Origin of the sequence: Streptomyces sp. NRRL S-350 (assembly GCF_000719705.1) — a bacterium.
Lineage (GTDB): Bacteria > Actinomycetota > Actinomycetes > Streptomycetales > Streptomycetaceae > Kitasatospora.
In genome coordinates, this window is sequence record NZ_JOHO01000001.1 from 109,720 (window position 1) to 126,258 (window position 16,539).

General features: G+C 71.7%; 16 protein-coding genes. 5 read left to right on the plus strand and 11 right to left on the minus strand.

Annotated features, from left to right (window positions below; genetic code table 11):
- Nucleotides 1–271 precede the first annotated feature (271 nt).
- The 3 genes from IF30_RS0100545 (at nucleotide 272) to IF30_RS0100555 (ending at nucleotide 3,502) form a co-directional block, all read left to right on the plus strand.
- Nucleotides 272–1,975 (plus strand): hypothetical protein, encoded by a 1,704-nt coding sequence (locus IF30_RS0100545; RefSeq protein WP_030230297.1) that lies wholly within the window; start codon nucleotides 272–274, stop codon nucleotides 1,973–1,975.
- A 189-nt stretch (nucleotides 1,976–2,164) separates the two neighbouring features.
- Nucleotides 2,165–3,055: a hypothetical protein gene (locus tag IF30_RS0100550; RefSeq protein WP_030230300.1), complete on the plus strand. Its 891-nt coding sequence runs from the start codon at nucleotides 2,165–2,167 to the stop codon at nucleotides 3,053–3,055.
- Nucleotides 3,056–3,205: 150 nt separating this feature from the next.
- On the plus strand, nucleotides 3,206–3,502 hold the full coding sequence (locus IF30_RS0100555) for a hypothetical protein (protein ID WP_030230302.1): 297 nt from the start codon (nucleotides 3,206–3,208) through the stop codon (nucleotides 3,500–3,502).
- A gap of 78 nt (nucleotides 3,503–3,580) precedes the next feature.
- Here IF30_RS0100555 and IF30_RS0100560 read toward each other — a convergent pair whose 3' ends face one another.
- From IF30_RS0100560 to IF30_RS0100570, 3 genes are read right to left on the minus strand one after another with little or no spacing between them, the layout of a single operon-like run.
- A complete protein-coding gene (locus IF30_RS0100560) occupies nucleotides 3,581–4,249 on the minus strand; it encodes a 2'-5' RNA ligase family protein (RefSeq protein WP_158834623.1) in 669 nt (222 codons plus the stop codon).
- Nucleotides 4,249–5,211 carry an endonuclease gene (locus tag IF30_RS0100565; RefSeq protein ID WP_030230305.1) on the minus strand — a complete coding sequence of 321 codons (963 nt, stop codon included), beginning with the start codon at nucleotides 5,209–5,211 and terminating at the stop codon, nucleotides 4,249–4,251. Before IF30_RS0100565 ends, IF30_RS0100560 begins: the two co-directional genes overlap by 1 nt.
- A 45-nt stretch (nucleotides 5,212–5,256) precedes the next feature.
- Nucleotides 5,257–6,207, minus strand: coding sequence for a hypothetical protein (locus IF30_RS0100570; RefSeq protein ID WP_030230307.1), 951 nt, complete (start codon nucleotides 6,205–6,207; stop codon nucleotides 5,257–5,259).
- A 23-nt stretch (nucleotides 6,208–6,230) separates the two neighbouring features.
- Between IF30_RS0100570 and IF30_RS50105 the strand changes: the two genes are divergently transcribed.
- Nucleotides 6,231–6,356: a hypothetical protein gene (locus tag IF30_RS50105; protein ID WP_267884489.1), complete on the plus strand. Its 126-nt coding sequence runs from the start codon at nucleotides 6,231–6,233 to the stop codon at nucleotides 6,354–6,356.
- Nucleotides 6,357–6,391: 35 nt separating this feature from the next.
- Here IF30_RS50105 and IF30_RS43090 read toward each other — a convergent pair whose 3' ends face one another.
- The 6 genes from IF30_RS43090 to IF30_RS0100600 all read right to left on the minus strand — a co-directional run bounded on the left by IF30_RS43090 (nucleotide 6,392) and on the right by IF30_RS0100600 (nucleotide 14,489).
- Nucleotides 6,392–7,240, minus strand: a complete 849-nt coding sequence (locus tag IF30_RS43090; RefSeq protein WP_051708951.1) for a protein phosphatase 2C domain-containing protein — start codon at nucleotides 7,238–7,240, stop codon at nucleotides 6,392–6,394.
- A 263-nt stretch (nucleotides 7,241–7,503) separates the two neighbouring features.
- On the minus strand, nucleotides 7,504–8,319 hold the full coding sequence (locus IF30_RS0100580; protein ID WP_037898568.1) for a methyltransferase domain-containing protein: 816 nt from the start codon (nucleotides 8,317–8,319) through the stop codon (nucleotides 7,504–7,506).
- 55 nt (nucleotides 8,320–8,374) lie between these two features.
- The gene (locus tag IF30_RS0100585; protein WP_030230315.1) at nucleotides 8,375–9,139 is read right to left on the minus strand and encodes a PIG-L deacetylase family protein; all 765 of its coding nucleotides are present in this window, start codon (nucleotides 9,137–9,139) and stop codon (nucleotides 8,375–8,377) included.
- A 128-nt stretch (nucleotides 9,140–9,267) separates the two neighbouring features.
- Complete coding sequence (gene fxlM, locus IF30_RS0100590; RefSeq protein WP_199807792.1) at nucleotides 9,268–11,634, minus strand: methyltransferase, FxLD system; 2,367 nt, start codon at nucleotides 11,632–11,634, stop codon at nucleotides 9,268–9,270.
- Between the two features lie 55 nt (nucleotides 11,635–11,689).
- Nucleotides 11,690–13,432, minus strand: a complete 1,743-nt coding sequence (locus tag IF30_RS43095) for a phosphotransferase (protein WP_078891036.1) — start codon at nucleotides 13,430–13,432, stop codon at nucleotides 11,690–11,692.
- A 202-nt stretch (nucleotides 13,433–13,634) separates the two neighbouring features.
- Nucleotides 13,635–14,489, minus strand: a complete 855-nt coding sequence (locus IF30_RS0100600) for a PP2C family serine/threonine-protein phosphatase (RefSeq protein ID WP_030230326.1) — start codon at nucleotides 14,487–14,489, stop codon at nucleotides 13,635–13,637.
- A gap of 94 nt (nucleotides 14,490–14,583) precedes the next feature.
- Here IF30_RS0100600 and IF30_RS47425 point away from each other — a divergent pair, with 94 nt between their 5' ends.
- Nucleotides 14,584–14,730: a hypothetical protein gene (locus IF30_RS47425; protein ID WP_158834626.1), complete on the plus strand. Its 147-nt coding sequence runs from the start codon at nucleotides 14,584–14,586 to the stop codon at nucleotides 14,728–14,730.
- A gap of 35 nt (nucleotides 14,731–14,765) precedes the next feature.
- On the opposite strand, the gene IF30_RS0100610 is transcribed toward IF30_RS47425, so the two are convergent.
- Both IF30_RS0100610 and IF30_RS44810 read right to left on the minus strand, forming a co-directional pair.
- Nucleotides 14,766–15,335, minus strand: coding sequence for an NUDIX domain-containing protein (locus IF30_RS0100610; protein ID WP_051708953.1), 570 nt, complete (start codon nucleotides 15,333–15,335; stop codon nucleotides 14,766–14,768).
- A 216-nt stretch (nucleotides 15,336–15,551) separates the two neighbouring features.
- On the minus strand, nucleotides 15,552–16,532 hold the full coding sequence (locus tag IF30_RS44810) for an NUDIX domain-containing protein (RefSeq protein WP_051708954.1): 981 nt from the start codon (nucleotides 16,530–16,532) through the stop codon (nucleotides 15,552–15,554).
- Nucleotides 16,533–16,539 lie beyond the last annotated feature (7 nt).

The window sequence follows — 16,539 nt, forward strand, 5'->3', positions numbered from 1 at the left end:
CGACGGCAAGAGCGGCGTGGACTCCGGCGGCCCGTACCGTCTCACCCCGGCCGGGGGACGGGCGCTCGCGGAGCGGCAATCGTGATCCCGAACCGCGGACTCTCCCACGGTAGCGAGCAGTTCACCGTGGCGCCGGGAACTTCATGAATCGGTGACGAACGGGCCAGGACCGTGCGCCCCCGCGCCCGCGTCGTCGGACATATTGGTCAACGTGACCAAGGGCCGAAGTGACGGCTACCACGGACGCGAAGGCGCGCCCTAGGGTTGCACCATGCCGCATCCCCTTGCTGACCTGGCCGCTGGTCTGCGCTCCAAGACCCTCACCTTCCTCCGCGCCCCGGTGAGCCACGAGTTCTACGGCATGCTCGCCGACCACGGACACACGTTCGTGATGCCCGCCGCGTGGTCCGCCCTGCCCCGCCCCCGTCAGATCGAGGGGCTGCTTGCCGCAGAGGCGAAGCGGCTCGCGGACGGCACAACGTTCGCGATGGCCCCCGACACCGTGCGGGCGGCCCGCGAGATCGGACGGGACCGGTCGATCCCGCTCCCCTTCACCCCGGACGTGCTGCCCGCGCCGTCGGGCATGCTCGTCTTCTCCGCCGACGAGCCGCTCGCGCATCTCCCCTCAGGGACTCCGGTGGTCGCGGTCACCTGGGGGCCACCTATGGACGGCTTCTCCCCGGGGGTACATCTGACCTGGTGGGCACCGATGCGAGACGACGAGCAGGAAAGGGACGCCGCCGCCCGCGGCCGGCTGATCCCGATCGTCCCCGACTTCGACCTCCACCTGTCCTTCCTCCCGCTCTTCGACACCCGCCTGCACCTGGAACACCTGCCATCCGACCTGAACTACTCGGCGGTCCCGCTGCGCAGCGTGGTAGCCGCCTGGTACGCCCTCACCGCGGACAGCACCACGCTCCGAGAGGAACGCCCGCAGGCCACCTTCACACAGGCGCTGAAGGAGCAGAAGGCGAAGAAGCGCGGCGTCCAGGTCGCCACGACCAGCGATACCGACACCGCACGCCGGGGTATCACCAAGCGCGCCGCGCAGAAGGCGAATGAGGTGAACGAGGGCGGCGTCTTCGAACCTGCGCCGGAGCTGGCTGCCACCCCGAAGAAGGCCGACCACGGAGTGTTCGACACTGCCCTCGACCACCAGCTCGATGCCGGCCACCGGCGCTACGCCCACATCTACCGGGAAGCGGCCGACCACTGGCACCGCCTGGAGATGCAGGTCACCCAGCGCTACCCCGGAATCTTCGAGGCCCTGGAAGAGCTCCGCGCCCAGAGCAGCTCGCAGTGGCAGCCGTGGTGCTGGATGCCGAGTGTCCGCGTATCCGGGTGGCTCATGAGGATGTACGACGCGCCGGTCGACCAGGCCTCGTGGGACGGGCCCCGGATCGCCGCCCTCGGTGCCTGGCGCAGCGGTGGCCGCCACAGCGCCCTCACCACGCTCTCGTTGCAGGCCACAGCCAGCGACCGCGTCCCCGCCGACCTGACCGAGACGATGCCCGCTCCGGGGCTCGGTCTGATCATCGACGACAGCGGCACCATTCACCTTCTGCTGGCCTACCTCGACGAAGTCGGCGACCGTGATGTCGCGGATGCCGAACTCGTGATCATCTCCAACTACGGCCAGCCGACCGGCATGCTCGAGGACATCACCAAGCTCACCGTGTTCCTCACCGGAGACACCCTCCTCGACGCGGTGAAGGCCACGCAGGCGTACTACGACTACGCCGCGGTCCAGAACGGCACGGAACCCCATCCCACCGAAGAAGCCCTCTACGCTGAACACGCCTACGCGCTCGGCCTGTTCACCGGGCTGCTCGCCGCCATCTGCGCGCCCGGAGCTGACCTGAGGGACGCAGGCGCGCTGACCGGACGCAAGCTGCCCGCGCCGTGGCCGCCGGAGCCGAACGTGCTCTCGGAGATGACGCTCTGGCTCCTGACCGGTACACCGGCAGCGGGCTGAGCCGGTGCCGAGGCGCGGGGGGACACGGCGCGTTCATTATCTGGGGGTCCAGCGCATTTCGGCAGCTCAGGGCCTAGTTGAGCAGTGAGCCACATGAGGCACGCCACCAAGGCCGGGCTGGACGTGTTGACTGGACTCGTGACTTACGGCGCTAGCCCAGTAAAACGTCCCCGACGGACGAAGGTACAGATGGAGGCTCTGCGGGCCGAGCTGTACGCGCTCGTCCGCGACGCGCAGCCCTGCACTGTTCGGCACGTCTACTACCTCGGGCTGGGCCTGCTGTGGGAGAAGGACACTGGGAAGTCGCGCCGGAACTACTCGGTGCCGGTCCGCGAGCTCGGGTACATGCGCGAGCACGGCCTGCTGCCGTGGGAGTGGATCACCGACGGAACCCGACTGGTCCGGCAGGAGATGCAGTACGACTCGATGCTGGACGCCCTGGAGCGCACCACCGCGACCTACCGGCGCAACCTCTGGGCCTCCCAGCCCCGCCGCGTTGAGGTCTGGTGCGAGTCGGACTCGGTCTCCGGCGTGCTGCTGCCGGTGACCACGAAGTGGGGCGTGGGCTTGTACTCGTGCCGGGGGCAGTCGTCGAAGACCTTCGTCTGGGAGGCCGTCCGGCAGAATCAGGCGCACGGGAAGCCGCTGACTGTCCTGTACGCCGGCGACTGGGATCCGAGCGGACGCGCGGTGCCTCGTTCCGTCGTGGAGCGGATCGAGCGGTACGGGAACAACGGGATCGACCTGGACTTCCGGCAGATCGCGGTGACGGCCGGCGACGTCCGCGGCGGGCGCCTGGTGTCGCACGAGGCGAACACCGCGGACAGCAACTTCAAGAGGTTCCGGGAGGAGTGCCTGCACGAAGGGCTGGATCCGTACGAGGCGGTCGAGGTCGAGGCCCTGAGCCCGGGAACGCTGCGAACTCGCCTGGACGCCGCGATCGAGCAACAGGTGCGCGACGTGCATCAGTGGAACGTCTTGGCCCGCGCCGAGCAGCACGACCGGAGCATGCTCCTCGGCGTCCAGGAAGCCCTCGAATCCCACCTCCGACATCGGCAGACGCCCGACGACGGCACCTGACCCATGTGCCGTACGTGCCACACAAGCCCCCAGATATCGGCCAGGCACATCCCGCTGGAGGGTCAATTCTCATGTGCCTCACGGCTTCTGAGCACCCCAGATAGCTTCGGCACTGACGCGTCGGAAATACTCGGAAAGGAAGCTCTCATCGTGACGGAGATACCCGAGCCCCGGAAGGCGGAGCTGCGAATCCCGAAGGCCGCCTTGGACGCGTTGGCGGCGGCTGTGCAAGTTCGCACCGTCGCGACGGTGAAGGATGACGGCGGCCTCGATTGGTACTACCCGGTCGGGACGCGGGACCAGGACCACGTCGAATTCGCTCTGATGCCCGGTGGCGAAGAGGTCTTCCTGCGCATGTCCTCGCGCCGCGAGGAGACACTCGTCGTCACGATCGAGCAGTGGTACGAGCTGGTCGGTCACATCACACCGCCGGGTCCCGCCCACTGATCAGCCAGCGGCCAGGAGGGTGCGGCTGCCACGCCGCCGCGCTCACCCGGGGGAGGTGAGGGCGGCGGCGCACGCATGCTATCCGCGCAGGCGGAGGCGGTGCCGGCGCTCGAAGGAGTAGGTGTTGCGGTCGGGCTCCTGCCGCTCCCACACCAGCCACAGGTCCGACACGGTGGCCGAGGCGCGGACGCCGGGACGGATGCTCTTGCCGATCTCCGAAGCGAACTGATCGGACATCGCCGCCAGCTGGGGCGTATCGCTGTCCTGGACGCCGTAGCCGCACGACATGTGGCACCAGAAGTGCTCCTCGGCCGGCGGCAGGACCATCCCGGCGGCGAGCAGGCCCTCACGCACGCGGCGGTTGAGGTCAGCCAGTCCGTCCTCGGGCCAGATCTCCACGATGCCCGCGGAGCCCGAGGCCCTGGCCGGCCCGATCTGGATCTCGAAGGGGTCCACGTCGTCCAGCCGACTCTGCACCTCCTCGGCGGCCGCCGCGAGTTGCTCGTCGTCCACGCGGACACCGGCGGTGTTGACCTGACGGACCGACTGGATCGTCATGTGCAGGTCCTCGTCCGCGATCGGCGTGATCACGTCCGGGAACCGGGCGACGACCTCCCGCAGACGCCCGAAGTACTCGATGACGTGCGGGTCGTCCTGGGGCAGCCACAGCACATGCGGCTTGACCCAGTCCTCGTCCGGCCCGCCTTCGCTGCCCCACAGCCGCTTGGGGCCCATGAATTTCCGCATCACCGCTCCTTCGAGATCATGGCGGGGTCGAATTCGCAGACCACGGGCAGGTGGTCGGACGCCTCCTCGGCGGCCGGGCTCCGGTGGGTGCGGTAGCTGACGAGCGCCGGGGCCACCGGCCGCGTGGCGAGGATGAGGTCGATACGGCGCGGGCCCCACGGGTCGGGGTCGCCCCGGCCGTCCTCCCAGTGCCCGACGGTCGGCTGCCACGGCGCCCCCAGGTGTGCGGCGGCGTCCACCATGAAGCCGCGTCGCAGCAGGGCCTCGCTCTGGCGCCGGTCCGCCAGCTGCTCGCCGCCGATCGTGCCCGGCAGCAGCTGGTATTCGAGGTCGTCGTGGTCCTGCTCGATGTAGGGCTCCGCGTCGTAGTAGCGCGGTTCGCCGTCCGGGCCGGTGATCGTGGCGGCGGACAGGCCGTTGAAGTCGCCGATGCCGAATCCGGGCTTCGCGCCGCCGGTGGTGCGGAACGCCGACTTGAGGCGGAGGGATTCGGCGGCGCGCCAGTCTCCGCGGAAGGGGTCACCGTGGTAAGAGCCGACGGTGACCGGCTCCACCGCGCCGACGTCGAACGCCATGGTGGTGAACCCGTGCCAGAAGTCCGGCGCGCCGTAGGGCCGGAACGTGCCCGGCACCGGGCGCGCCGCAGCCGGGTTCCACAGCAGCGCCGTGTACCAGCCGCGGTTGGCGTTGTTGGCCATCGCGGTGGGACCCGGGGTGCCGTCGGCGCGCACCGTGGTGGCGCTGAGTCCGCATTCGGCGGCGAGCTGCTCGATGACCGCCGAGGCCTGCGCCGCCCATTGGGGGGCGGGCAGGGTCTCGTCCACGATGACTTCCTGGAGCCCGAGGATGTCCGGGGCGATCTCCTGGATGGCGGTGACGCGGGCCTTCCAGGAGGCGGTTCCGACGAGGCTCGGCGAGAGCTTGTAGGCGTTGAGGTTGGCGATGCGTTTGGTGCGAGACACGTTCAAACTCCTCTGGTGGGGCGGGGGTTCAGTCGATGCGGTGGGTCAGTGCCGGATGACTTCGACGTCACGGTTCATGACCTCGGCCAGGCCGGCGTACGACCACAGCGAGTCGACGGGCAGGTGGTCCGAGCAGGCACGGGCAGCTGGCGTGTCGATAGGCCCGGCGGCCAGCAGGGCGGGGGCCATCTCGGCGACGCAGTAGCCGCGGTCGATCGCTGCGGCCGGATCGCCGTCCTCGTGCCCTTCCCGCAGCACCCGCTGGCGTCGCTTGTCCGGCCCCCAGCCCGCCGTCGGGCCGTCGGCACCAGCCTGGCCGAGCCGGTCCGCGGCCCACAGGGCGACATCGACCAGTCCGCCGTGGATGAGGGTCCGGTCGAAGCGGTCGTCCGGGATGAACCGGCCGTCATCGGTCAGGTAGGAGCGATTGGTAGCAAACGGCGCGTCTTGCACGTTCTCGAGGTCGTGGGGATGCCGGCCAGCTCGGTAGGAGTTGGTGTCGTACTCCGCGTACCCGAGCTCACCGTCCTTGAAGACGGATAGGACGAAGTCCGCCTCGATCTTGCGGAGCGCCGCCGAGTAGTAGCAGGCGTGGCCGGACAGCAGCAGCAGCCGCCGGCGTGACAGCGACCCGTCCGGGAGCCTGAGCCGGACCGCGATGTTGGCCGGAGCCTGGTGCGGTGCGCCCGGGTGCTGGAACGTGCCCTCGTGGACGAACAGGCCGTCCCGCCGCAAGAAGATCACGTTGTGCTTGGGGCGCCGAAGGTGCTGGGTGACGACGCCCTCGAAGGCGTCCATGCCGAGCGCTTCGGCCATGACCTGAGCGTCCGACAGGACTCCGGCCTGCGGGTCGCCGGGCTGGGCCTCCTGCAGGAGGAACACCTCCGGCAGCGGGTCGAGTCCGCGGATGAAGGCGATCGCCTCGTCGCGGTGAACGCCGTGCTGGACGTTCCAGCCGAGCTTCCGGATGGCCTGGTCGGCCGATATGGCTGACATGTGTTCTCCCGATCTTGTGTGGTGTGCCCAGGGCTGGGCGGACGAAGTCGCAGTGGCCGTTCACCGGCCGCCGGTGGGGCAGCTCAAGCTGCCCGGTGATCGGTGCGAGCGTCCCGGCCGCCGCCACCCGCAACCCGGCGCTGGAGTGAGGTGGCGGCGCGCCGCTCCGGCGCTCGCTGCCGGTTCAGGGAGTGACGAGCCGGGCGTAGGTGCGGTCGTCGAAGCCCGCGGCTCCGGGGGCCACCCCCTTCGTGGCGGGGAAGCGACCGATACGCAGGGGGTCTTCGGCGAGCGAGGTACGGAGCTGTTCCTCAGCCTCGGGGAGGGTGGCGGCGGCGCTGAGGTAGCCGTCGGAGGCGATGACGATCTCGGTGACGCCGGGGCCGATCTCGATGACCTCGATGTGCCGGGTGGGAACCGGCCGGCCGTCCAGGACTCCGAAGGCGAGCGGGTGGTCGTCCCGGTTGGCGAGGATGTTCTGCTGTTCCAACAGCGGCAGGATCACCTTGCGGCCGGCGTCGTCGGTGGAGAGCTGGTCCACGGGAACGCCGGCCAGGCGCAGCATGGTCAGGTAGGCGGCGCGGGCGCTGGCGGTGATGGTGTCGATAGCCTTCTGCGCGGGCCGGTGCTCCCAGGTGTCGCCGGTCCGAAGGGCCAGGTGGACGTCGCCGACGCGGACGATGCACCGTTGGGCGGGCAAGAAGACGGCGGCGACGGCGCTGGGGGCGAGCACGTCGTCGGGGGCGATGCCCCAGGTGGTGCGCATGTCGGCGAGGCCGGTGGTGAGGGCGGTGACGAGATCGCCCGGCTCGGTGGTGACGGGTATGCCGGTGAGGGTGTGCACGGCGGTATCGGCGGCCAGCGCCCCGCCGGTGCGCCCGCCGTAGTCGCGGCCGCTCTTGTCCGTCGCTCCGTCGAGCACCGCGAGCAGTGCCAACTCGTCACGGTCGTGGCGCACCACGAGCCGGTCCTCACTGCAGCCTTCGGCCTTCGGTGTCTCGGCGCTCTCTGTGACGGTCCAATGCGAGTGCATGTGGGTCCTCTCCATGATTGATGCCCGCACGTACGTGCGTTTCGGTGCCTGATGGATATGCGGGTCTGGCGGCGCGGCGCCGGCGGCGGTCTGTTCGGCGAAGCCGGTTGCGGGTAGCAGCCGGCGGGTGGTCGAGCAGAGGCCCCCCGGGGGGCTCCGCTGTCGCCGGGCACGGGGGTGGTCTCCAGCACCGCCTGCGTTGCTGTGGTGCAGCTCCCCCCTCTCGGGGCCGTCGGCGGCGGGATGTTTCTCCTCACGCGGTGTCATGAGCTGCTGGTGGGTGCGACCGTGGCGGCGGTAAGGAAGAAAGTCACCGCATAGGTGAACCGGCCGCTGCGGACGGCCTCGTCGAACTGGCCGGTGAACCGCTCGGCTTCGGTACGGGTGAGGCGTCCGTGGTCGGCCGCCGTGCGGGCCCAGGTCCGCAGCCCCAGGCAGTTGTCGGCCTCGCGCGGATCGCGCACGACCAGCGTTCTGGCCTCGGTGACGACGTCGAGCAAGCCGTGGCGGCTGAGGAGGCCGGCGTGCCGGTGGGCGAGGGTGCCGTGGCGCAGCTGGACGTCGGCCCGGAACCGCAGGACGCGGCGGGCAAGGTCCTGGTCGGCGATGTCGAGGACCTGCGTGTCGTAGTCGGGGTCGGCGAGCCCGATCCGCCCGCCGGGGCGGATCACTCTCCGCATCTCCGTGAGGACCTGCTCCGGGTCGGCGACGTGCTGCAGGACGCGGTCGGCCCAGGCTCCGTCGAACGAAGCGTCACGGAAGGGCAGATGGTGGGCGTCGGCGACCGCGACGTGCGCCAGGCCGCGGGCGCGTGCCTGGTCGGCCATCGTGGTCGAGCGGTCGATCGCCGCGACGGCGCTGCCGCATTCGAGGGCCATGGCCTGGGCGCCGGCGCCCGTCCCCGCCCCGATGTCGAGGAACCGGTCCCCGGGCCGGGCGTGGAGCAGTTCGCGTAAGCGGGCCTTGTAGGCCACGTAGAGCGGGTGGTCGTCCAGCGTGTCGAGGACCTGGACGAACTGGGCGGGTCGGGGCTGCTGGTCGACGGCAGTGAAGCCGTGGGCTGCGGGCGGGCGCATCATGATGCTGCTCCTGCTGGGGGTGAGGCCGGGCGAGTGGGCGTGGCGCGGGTGACGGTCAGCGCGGCTGCTCGCCCGGGCGGGCCGGCGCCGGCCGCAGGTCGATGCGCGTGAAGTACTCGCGGCCGATGATCCGGCCCCGGACGTCGGCGGGGAGGCGGGCGAGCAGGCCGGGCAGCGGCCGTTCCCGGTCGACCTGGCTTCGGTGGGCGCAGATCGCGGCCCACTTCGTGTCCAGCCACGGGTGTACGTCCGCGACCAGGTCAATGCTCTCGTCGGGGACGCTGAGCACCGCCTTGTCGACCCGCGCGAGGAGCGGGCCGAGGTCGGCGACGGCCGAGTGCGGGTGGGTCGCCAGGTGGAGCGCCGAAGGCCGCCAGGGGGCTCCGGCGTCCGGGTAGAGGTGCTCGAGCCCGGCCGCGGTCGCGGCGAGCACGACGGCCCGGTGGGTGAGGCGGTGGTCCGGGTGGCCGGTGAGTCCTCCGTAAGCGTCGTGGGTGAGCACGATCTCGGGCCGGAACTCGCGGATCTGCCGTACGACGTCCTCCACGACGCGCTCCAGCGGCGCATCGCACAGCCGCGGCTCGGTGGAGGACTCCGGGACGCGGTGGTCGGCGTACCCGAGCAACCTTGGCTCTCCTGCCCCGAGGATCCGGGTGGCGTCGGCCAGCTCGGCCGCGCGGTGGGTGCCGGGGGCCCAGGTGGCGGTGACCACGGCGGTGCGCGCTCCCGCCGCGGCGTGCTGGGCGAGGACGCCGCCGAAAGCGAGCACTTCGTCGTCCGGGTGGCCGGCCACGGCGAGCAGGCTCGGGAGGTTGGGCATGGCTGTCTCCAGGAGTATCGGTGCTGCCGGACCCCGCACGGTCGCGGGGCCTGCGGGGTCCGGCAGCGGTGAGAGCGCAGCAGAGGCGCCGGTATGCCGGTGGTCAGCGGCTGGTGTGCCGCCGCAGATCAGCTGGCGGTCTGTGCGACCCGCTCGTCCTCGGTGGTCGGCGGAAGGCCTTCGGCGCGGTCCGGCCACTGGAACACCAGCCTGCAGCGCTTCTTGTCCAGCACATGACCCGCGGGCAGCAGATCGTCTGGCGTGTCGGCCGGGTAGGCGGTCAGGGCCGGGTCGGCGTGCTTGCTGTTGTCGTCGGCGCGCACGGTGCGGTCCCAGGCCCGCACGGTTGCCACCAGTTGCTCGGCCAGTCGCGGCCCCTGCTCACCGAAAGCGTGGACGACCCACTCCCATTCCTTGTCCTCGGGGCAGTCGCCGTCCCGGGTTTGGACGTAGGTCAGGTAGGCCAGGGAGGCTTCGCCGAGGATCGCGGGCACGTCTTGATCCTTGGCGATGTCGGTGACACCACTTTCCGGGTCTTGGTGGGCGGCCAGACGGCAGAAGCCGGGCAGGGTGGTGGCGACGTACAGCTGGAGCGAGCCGAAGTAGGCGTTGGCCCCCATGGTCACGCCGGTGGCGGCCTCGTGCCGCGGGCCGCGCAGCGCCTCTTCCATCCCTTGTGTGGGGAGGGCGGTGCCGTGCTCGAAGCGCAGCGTCAGCTCGCCCTGGAGGAGGTCGACGGTCGGGATGGAGCGGGCCTGCTGTCCCTGGTCGCGGACGAAGCCGCAGTAGGTGAAGCCGCGCGCGTGGAGCACCTGGCCGCGTCGCTCGAAGGTGATGGCCCGGGTGTAGCCGCCGATCTCGAGCGGCAGGACCAGGCGCCCGCCTTCGGTCAGTTGTTCCCGCCAGGCCGGGGCGATGTCCCAGCAGTTGTAGGTGATCACGCTGGCGTCGAAGCCGCCGCGCGGCACGAGGGGTGCGGGCGCGCCGAGGGCTGCGTCCGCCTCGACGACGGTGACGCGTCCGCTGCCGGCCTCCGTGGTGAACCGGCGGGTGCGGTGGACCACCCACGGGTCGATGTCCACGGTGACCACGCGCCCCGTAGGGCCGGAGACGTGGGCGAGCAGCTCCGCGTTGTAGCCCCCGGAGCCCGCCTCGAACACGATGGCGCCCGGTGCCGGGTCCATGCTGCGGATCATGTCGGCCTGGAGCCAGGCGGCGGAGACCGAGCTGATCGCCCTCCCGTTCCCGTCGCGCCGGGTGGTGACGGCCCTGTCCCCGCCGTCGTACGCGGTCGCTAGGTCTGCTTCGGGGGCGAAGCGGTGGCGTGGCACGGTCCGGAGTGCTTCCTGGACTCGCTCGGAGGGTGCCCAGCCGCCGTCCATGACTGTTTGCGTCATCGCCTCGCGCAGCCGAACGGCCTCGGCCGGCTCCCCGGAAACGGAGGGCTGGTCGACCGCGAGGGGGTAGGCGGTCACGGCCGGCAGGGTGGGGATGACCCCGGGCCAGACGGCGTCGAGCGCCGCCGCGGCCGGGGCGAAGATGTCGCCGGCGCATGCCAAGGAGTGGAGGTCGAACCATTCCCACCGGTCGAACAGCGCCGGCTCCCTGACGGCCAGTTCTCCGGTCCAGCTGGTGATGCGGACGACCGCCGTGAGCCTCGGTACGCCGTGGCTGTCGTCGACGAGCATCGTCAGCACGTGGGCGTCGCCCGGTGCGGCGACCAGGCCGGTTTCTTCGGCGAGTTCGCGCACCGCGGCTGCGGCGAAGTCCTCGGGCCCGGCGGTCTTGCCTCCCGGCAGCTCCAGCATGCCGCGACGGGAGCGGCCGAGCAGGACCCGCCCGGCAGCGTCGGTGACGACGGCCAGCGCCCCGGTGAGGGCGTGGCCGGTGGTCGGCGACTTCTCCACCGCCCGGGCGTCGGCGTGGCAGGGGCCGCGCAGGACCAGGACGGCCAGCCCGTCGGCGTCCAGCCGCTGCGCCGTCTCCCAGCCGCTGGTGACCAGGGCGATCTCGTCCTCGCCCAGGGCGATGGCGCGCCGCTCCTGCGGAGTGTCCTCGACCACCGGGGTGATGACGACGAGCGCGCCGCCCTTGCGCAGCCGCTCACCCAGGCCGTGCAGAACGCGCCCGCGGTCGTGCAGGAACGGGTACATCAGGCGCAGGATGACCAGGTCGTAGCCGTCCTCGTGCAGCGCGGCCGGGTCGTCGCGCTCGATGTCCAGGTGCAGCCAGCGCACGCCCTCGACGTCACCGTGCTCCTCCCGGGCCCGGGCCAGGGCGCTGTCGGCGAAGTCGGCGGCGTCCACGGTGTAGCCGACGGAGGCGAGGTGGACGGCCAGCTCGCCGGTGCCGCAGCCCACCTCGAGTGCCCGTCCGCCGCCCTCGGGGGCGGGGACGTGCTCGGCCAGCAGCTCCCGCTCGGTGCCACCGAGCGGCCTGAAGCCCAGGCCCTCCTCGTAGTGCTGCTCCCATTCCTCCTGCGCGATGTACCCCACGTCGTGCTCCTCTTCCGGGTGTCGGTCGTTGCCGGGCTGGTCGGGCCCGGGTCACTCAGCGGGTCGGCTCGGGCGTCGCGGTCGGCGACCCGCTGCTGCAGGCGGTGCGCAGTTGGGCCAGAGTGCGGCGGCCCCGTTCGACGAGCTCGGGATCGCCGTGGGCGATGCCGTACTGGATGCCGGAGACCGCGTCGAGGACCTGGTGGACGGCGAGGTGCTCCTCCTCGGCCTGCGAGAGGCGCCTGCCGTAGCCGGCCATCACGGCCTCGTACAGGTCGGGACGCCCGGACCAGGCGTCGGCCAGGCGGACGAAGTCCCGTACGGCCGGGCCCCGCTCGGAGCGCTCGAAGTCGATCACGTACAGGGTGTCGGCGTCCGAGTCCCAGCGGAGATTGCGCAGCTGGAAGTCGCCGTGGGTGGGAACCAGCTCAAGGTCCGACAGCTGGTCGGCCTTCGCGGTGACCTGGCGGACGAAGTCTTCGTCGCCAGGGGCGAGGTGGTCGCGGGCGGCGTCGAGGTGCCGCTCCAGCTTCCCGAGCGCCGCCGTCGCCCCGTCGCCCGGCAGCGCGGGGAGGCTGCGGTGGATCGCGGCCGCGAGTTCCCCGATGCGATGGAAGAGCCGCTGCTGCTCCTCCGGCCGGTACACGGCGCCGTGCAGGGAGAGGCCGGGCACCGCGGTGATGACGATGGCCCGAAGCCCCGGGTCGGTGGCCACCAGGCGCGGCGCGGCCGGACCCAGGGACGGCACCCAGCTCCGGTAGGCCTCGACCTCCCGATTGTGGAAGCGGTCGCTCTGATGGATCTTCACGAACCACTCGCCGCCCTCGCCACCACGTGCCCTCCAGACGCGGCTGCCCTCCCGCGCCCAGGATGTGTCGGTCCAGCTGGTGATGCACCCCACCGCCTGCTCGGCGAACTCCCGCACCTGGAGGCCGGGCGCATCCGGGGCTGCGCCAGCGGAGGCCACCAGGCGCAGCCGGTCCGCCGTCGCCTCGAACTCGATCGGGTCGCCCGGCTCTTGGAAGTGGACGGCGAACTGCTGGCCGGCCTGGTAGGCGTCGAGTCCGGCCCGGCAGTAGGCCACCATCGGGGAGGGTAGTTCGGCGAGCGGGTACCAGCCCATCGCGTCGCACACGGCAGGCTCCAAGATGCGCGGATCGCCACTCCAGCGCCGGACCTCAAACAGCACCCCAACGCGCGCTCCGCCACCGGGACTTCGGTGGTGCACCGTGACGGCGTGCCGGACGTCGGCCGGGTCGATGCCGACCCCGGTCTCCTCCTTCGCTTCGCGGATCAGCGCCTCGACGACGTCTTCGTGCGGGCCGTCGAGGTGCCCGCTGGGAAGGTGCCACAGGCCTGCGGCGTAGACCTGACCGGCACGGCGGGACAAGAGCACCTCGGGACCGGCCAGCCCTTCCCGGCGCAGGATCACGTGGACGTCGACGGGCTCCTGGTGGCGGGTTGCGGCGGGCGCGAGCCAGGGGGCGGCTTCGTTCAGGCGGTTCTGGTTGAGCGGCACGTGCGCGGGGTCGACCCGGTGGTCGTCGAGTGCGGTGACGAGGATGCCAACGACAGCGGTGCCGCCGTAGTCGAGAGCGGCGATGTGGCTGCCGCAGACGGGGCAGAAGCCGCGCTTGGTCTTGCCGGGGTGGGTGTCGTACCACGCGGGCTCGCCGTGTTCGCCGGTCCAGGACAGGCCGGTCAATGGGAATCCGGTCCACCACTGGAACGGGCTTCCGGACCGGTGGGAGCAGTGGGCGCACCCGCAAATGTGGGGGTCTTCCGGCTCGCCGGTCACGGTGAAGCGGATTGCTCCGCACAGGCAGCCACCGGAACGGGCACGGGCGCCGGTAAGGAGATCAGGGAGGCGGGGCAAGGTGGGCTTCCTTCAGGAGGAGCGGTCAGGGCGGACGGATTGACGGAGGAGTGTGCTGCGGCCGGTGTGCTGGACGCAGTCCGGGACTGTGGCGGCGGGGGCCCGCGGCGGCGCGGCTGGCCCGTCACGGGGCTACCAGCAGGTGGACGAGCGTCTTGTCGTCGCCGGGCTTGGCCCGCGGCCAGCGGTGGCCGATCGGATCGCTCGAGTCGGCCTCTTCGACGAGGTCGAGGACAGCGTCGGGGCCCTCCGTCCGGCACAGGTCCGCGATCTGGGGCCACGTCAGGATCTGGTACTTGTCGACGGCCACCGAGGTGCCGTCGGTGGCGATGAGGATGTCGGAGAGGTCTTCCAGTGGCCAGTCGGCGACGACGGCGTTCAGCCCGGCCTGGGGTTCGGCCCCCGCGATCCAGTAGCCGCCGGGGACGTTGACCGCGTCGGACAGCCCGTGCATGATCTCCCGCATCAGCTCCCGATGGCGCCGGTCCCCGATCCGCCCGGCCCCCGAGCGCAGCCGCTCCCACTGCTCCAGGCGCGGGGGACGGTTGCCGACGAGGGCCGCCAGGCGGTCGTCGGTGAGGACGCGCACCGACCCGTCGAAGCCGACGGCCGCGACGGGGCTGTCGCCGATGGCGGCGGCCTCGAACCTGCTGCCTCGCACCCTGCCGACTGTCACGGTCGCCTGAGCCGAACTGCCCGGCACCGTCGGCGGAACCAGGTCCAGGGCCTTGGCGGTGCGGCCGATCGCCTCCGCGAGCGCGGTACGCAGGTCGGTGTCCGGGTCACCGGCGAGCGCGAGGACCTCCTCGGCGAGGATGTCGGCGTAGGTGCCGCCGAGCGCCTCGGCGCCGACGGCGACCGTGGTGACGCCGTCGACGACGACGATCAGACCCGGCGCGGTACGCACCCGGTCCTCCGATGCCACGCGGGGGCTGCCGGCCCGGGTGGCCGCCGTGATCGTCAACCTGCTGCTGTGCATTCGCTCCTCCAGGAACGCTCGATGGTGTGCGACGTCAGGGACGGTCAGGCGGGGGGAACGGCAGAGCGGCGGCGTCCAGACGAACCATGACCGTGTGGACCTGACCGTCGGGCAGGAAGTCGCGCCGGTAGAGGAACACGGCGTCGCCGCCGTCAGGGGCGGCGACACCTTCCTCCGTGACCGGCAGTCCGCTCGCCACGGCCCGCAGCTGCTGTTCGGCAGCGGCCGGGCACTGCGCTGAAGGGTCGGGCAGTCGGCTGTGGCGGCCGGCCACACTCACGCGGTGCCCGCAGCGGGCGAGCCGGCGAAGGCGGTGGTGCGCTGCGCGGTCAGCAGGACCGCCGCGAGGGTGCCGGCCTCGGTGATCCGGCCGTCGCTGCACATCGCCACCGCCTGCTCCAGGGGTACCCAGTGCAGCTCCATGTCGGCCTCGCTCGGATCCCGGTGGTGCTCGCCGACGCTCAGGCCCCTGGCGAGGTAGAGGTGTTCGCGGGTACGCGCGCCGGCGGGCATCCGCCACATCATCGTCAGCAGCTCCACCTCGGAGGCGCGGATGCCGGCTTCCTCGGCCAGTTCCCGATGCGCGGCCGCCAAGGGGTCTTCACCGCGCTCGCACCCGCCGCCGGGACACATCAGTAGTCGCTGACCGCATACGTAGACGCTCTCCTCCACCAGGGCGATCCGCCGTTGGTCGTCGAGGGCCACCACGCGCACCCCGTCCACGGACTCGGTGTACTCGTATGTCCCCAGGCTCTGGTCGGAGCGCCGGACCGAGTCGCGGCGCACCATCACCCGAAGTCCCGCGTACTCGACGCTCGACGAGACCGTGGTCCAGCCGTCGATCATGACTGCTCCTTCTGGCTGCGCGGGGCCGGCGGACGGCCCGGGGTTGCTTGAAGCGCGAGGTGGGCGCTGAGCTGCGTCGGGTACTCGGCACGGGCGGGGCGCCGCCCAGGCGGGGTATCTGTTGCAGTGTGGGGAGTCACGGGCGTCTGGGACGGTCGGGCCGGAGCTGAGGCGCCCATGGGTGGACCGTCAGCGCGGCGCCCGGGAAGCGGGTGCTCACGCTGTATCCGGTCCGCTTCGTTCAATCACCTCGACGGTTCCGGTCTCCAGGGCTCGCAGCGCCGCAGCTACCCGTTCGGCCAGTAGCGGAGGGAGAGCGTTCTGGGCGTCCTTCGGCCCCAGCCACCGGGCAGCTCGGATCTCGCCGTCGGGAAAGCGCAGCGACTGTGCCTGAGCGCGCGTCAGCGGCTCAGTGTCGTAGACGTGGCAGGTCAGCGCCCGCCCGTACTTGGACAGAGAGGCAGGGTTGCTGTCCACGACCAGCAGCCGGCCGACCGGCACTCGCAGGCCGAGCTCCTCCTCCAGCTCACGGCCAGCGGCCTGCGCCGGGGTCTCGTGCGCCTCGACCATCCCGCCGGGCAGTTCGAGGTGCGCCTTGTAGCTCGGGTCGAGGACCAGCACCCGGCCGGTGGTGTCCCGCACGAGCACGGTGGCCGCCATCATCGGCGCCGGCAGCAGCCGGTAGTGGTCGCGCCGCGGCACCGGGACAGGGCGGCCGTCACGCAGCACCGCAGTGTGGGAGCCGCGCTCCGCCGCGAGGGCCGCCGCCAGGCGGGCGGCCACTGGCCCGGCCAGCAAGGCGAGCGCCTCCTCGTCGCTGACGAACCGGGCCTCGCGGATCTCGCTGCTCTGCAGCACCAGGGCGGCCACCTCGATGGCCTTCCCGAGGTGGGCCGCGTAGATGAGGGCGAGGATCGTGCGCCCCCAGCGGAGGGCGGGCACCGTGTCGACCACCAGCAGGCGGCCTACCTCGGCGAGAAGGCCCAGTTCCTCCCGCAGCTCACGCACGAGCGCCTCGGCTGGCTCCTCGTCGTCGAGCATGCCGCCGGGCAGGTCCCAGCCCGGCTTGTACACGGGGTCGACGATCAGCACCCGGCCCTGGTCGTCGCGGATCAGCGCGTCCGCGCACGCGGCGGGCGCGGCATGCACGGCCAGGTAGGCCACCAGGTCGGGGGCCGGCTCGGCGGTGTCGGTCACGGTTCTC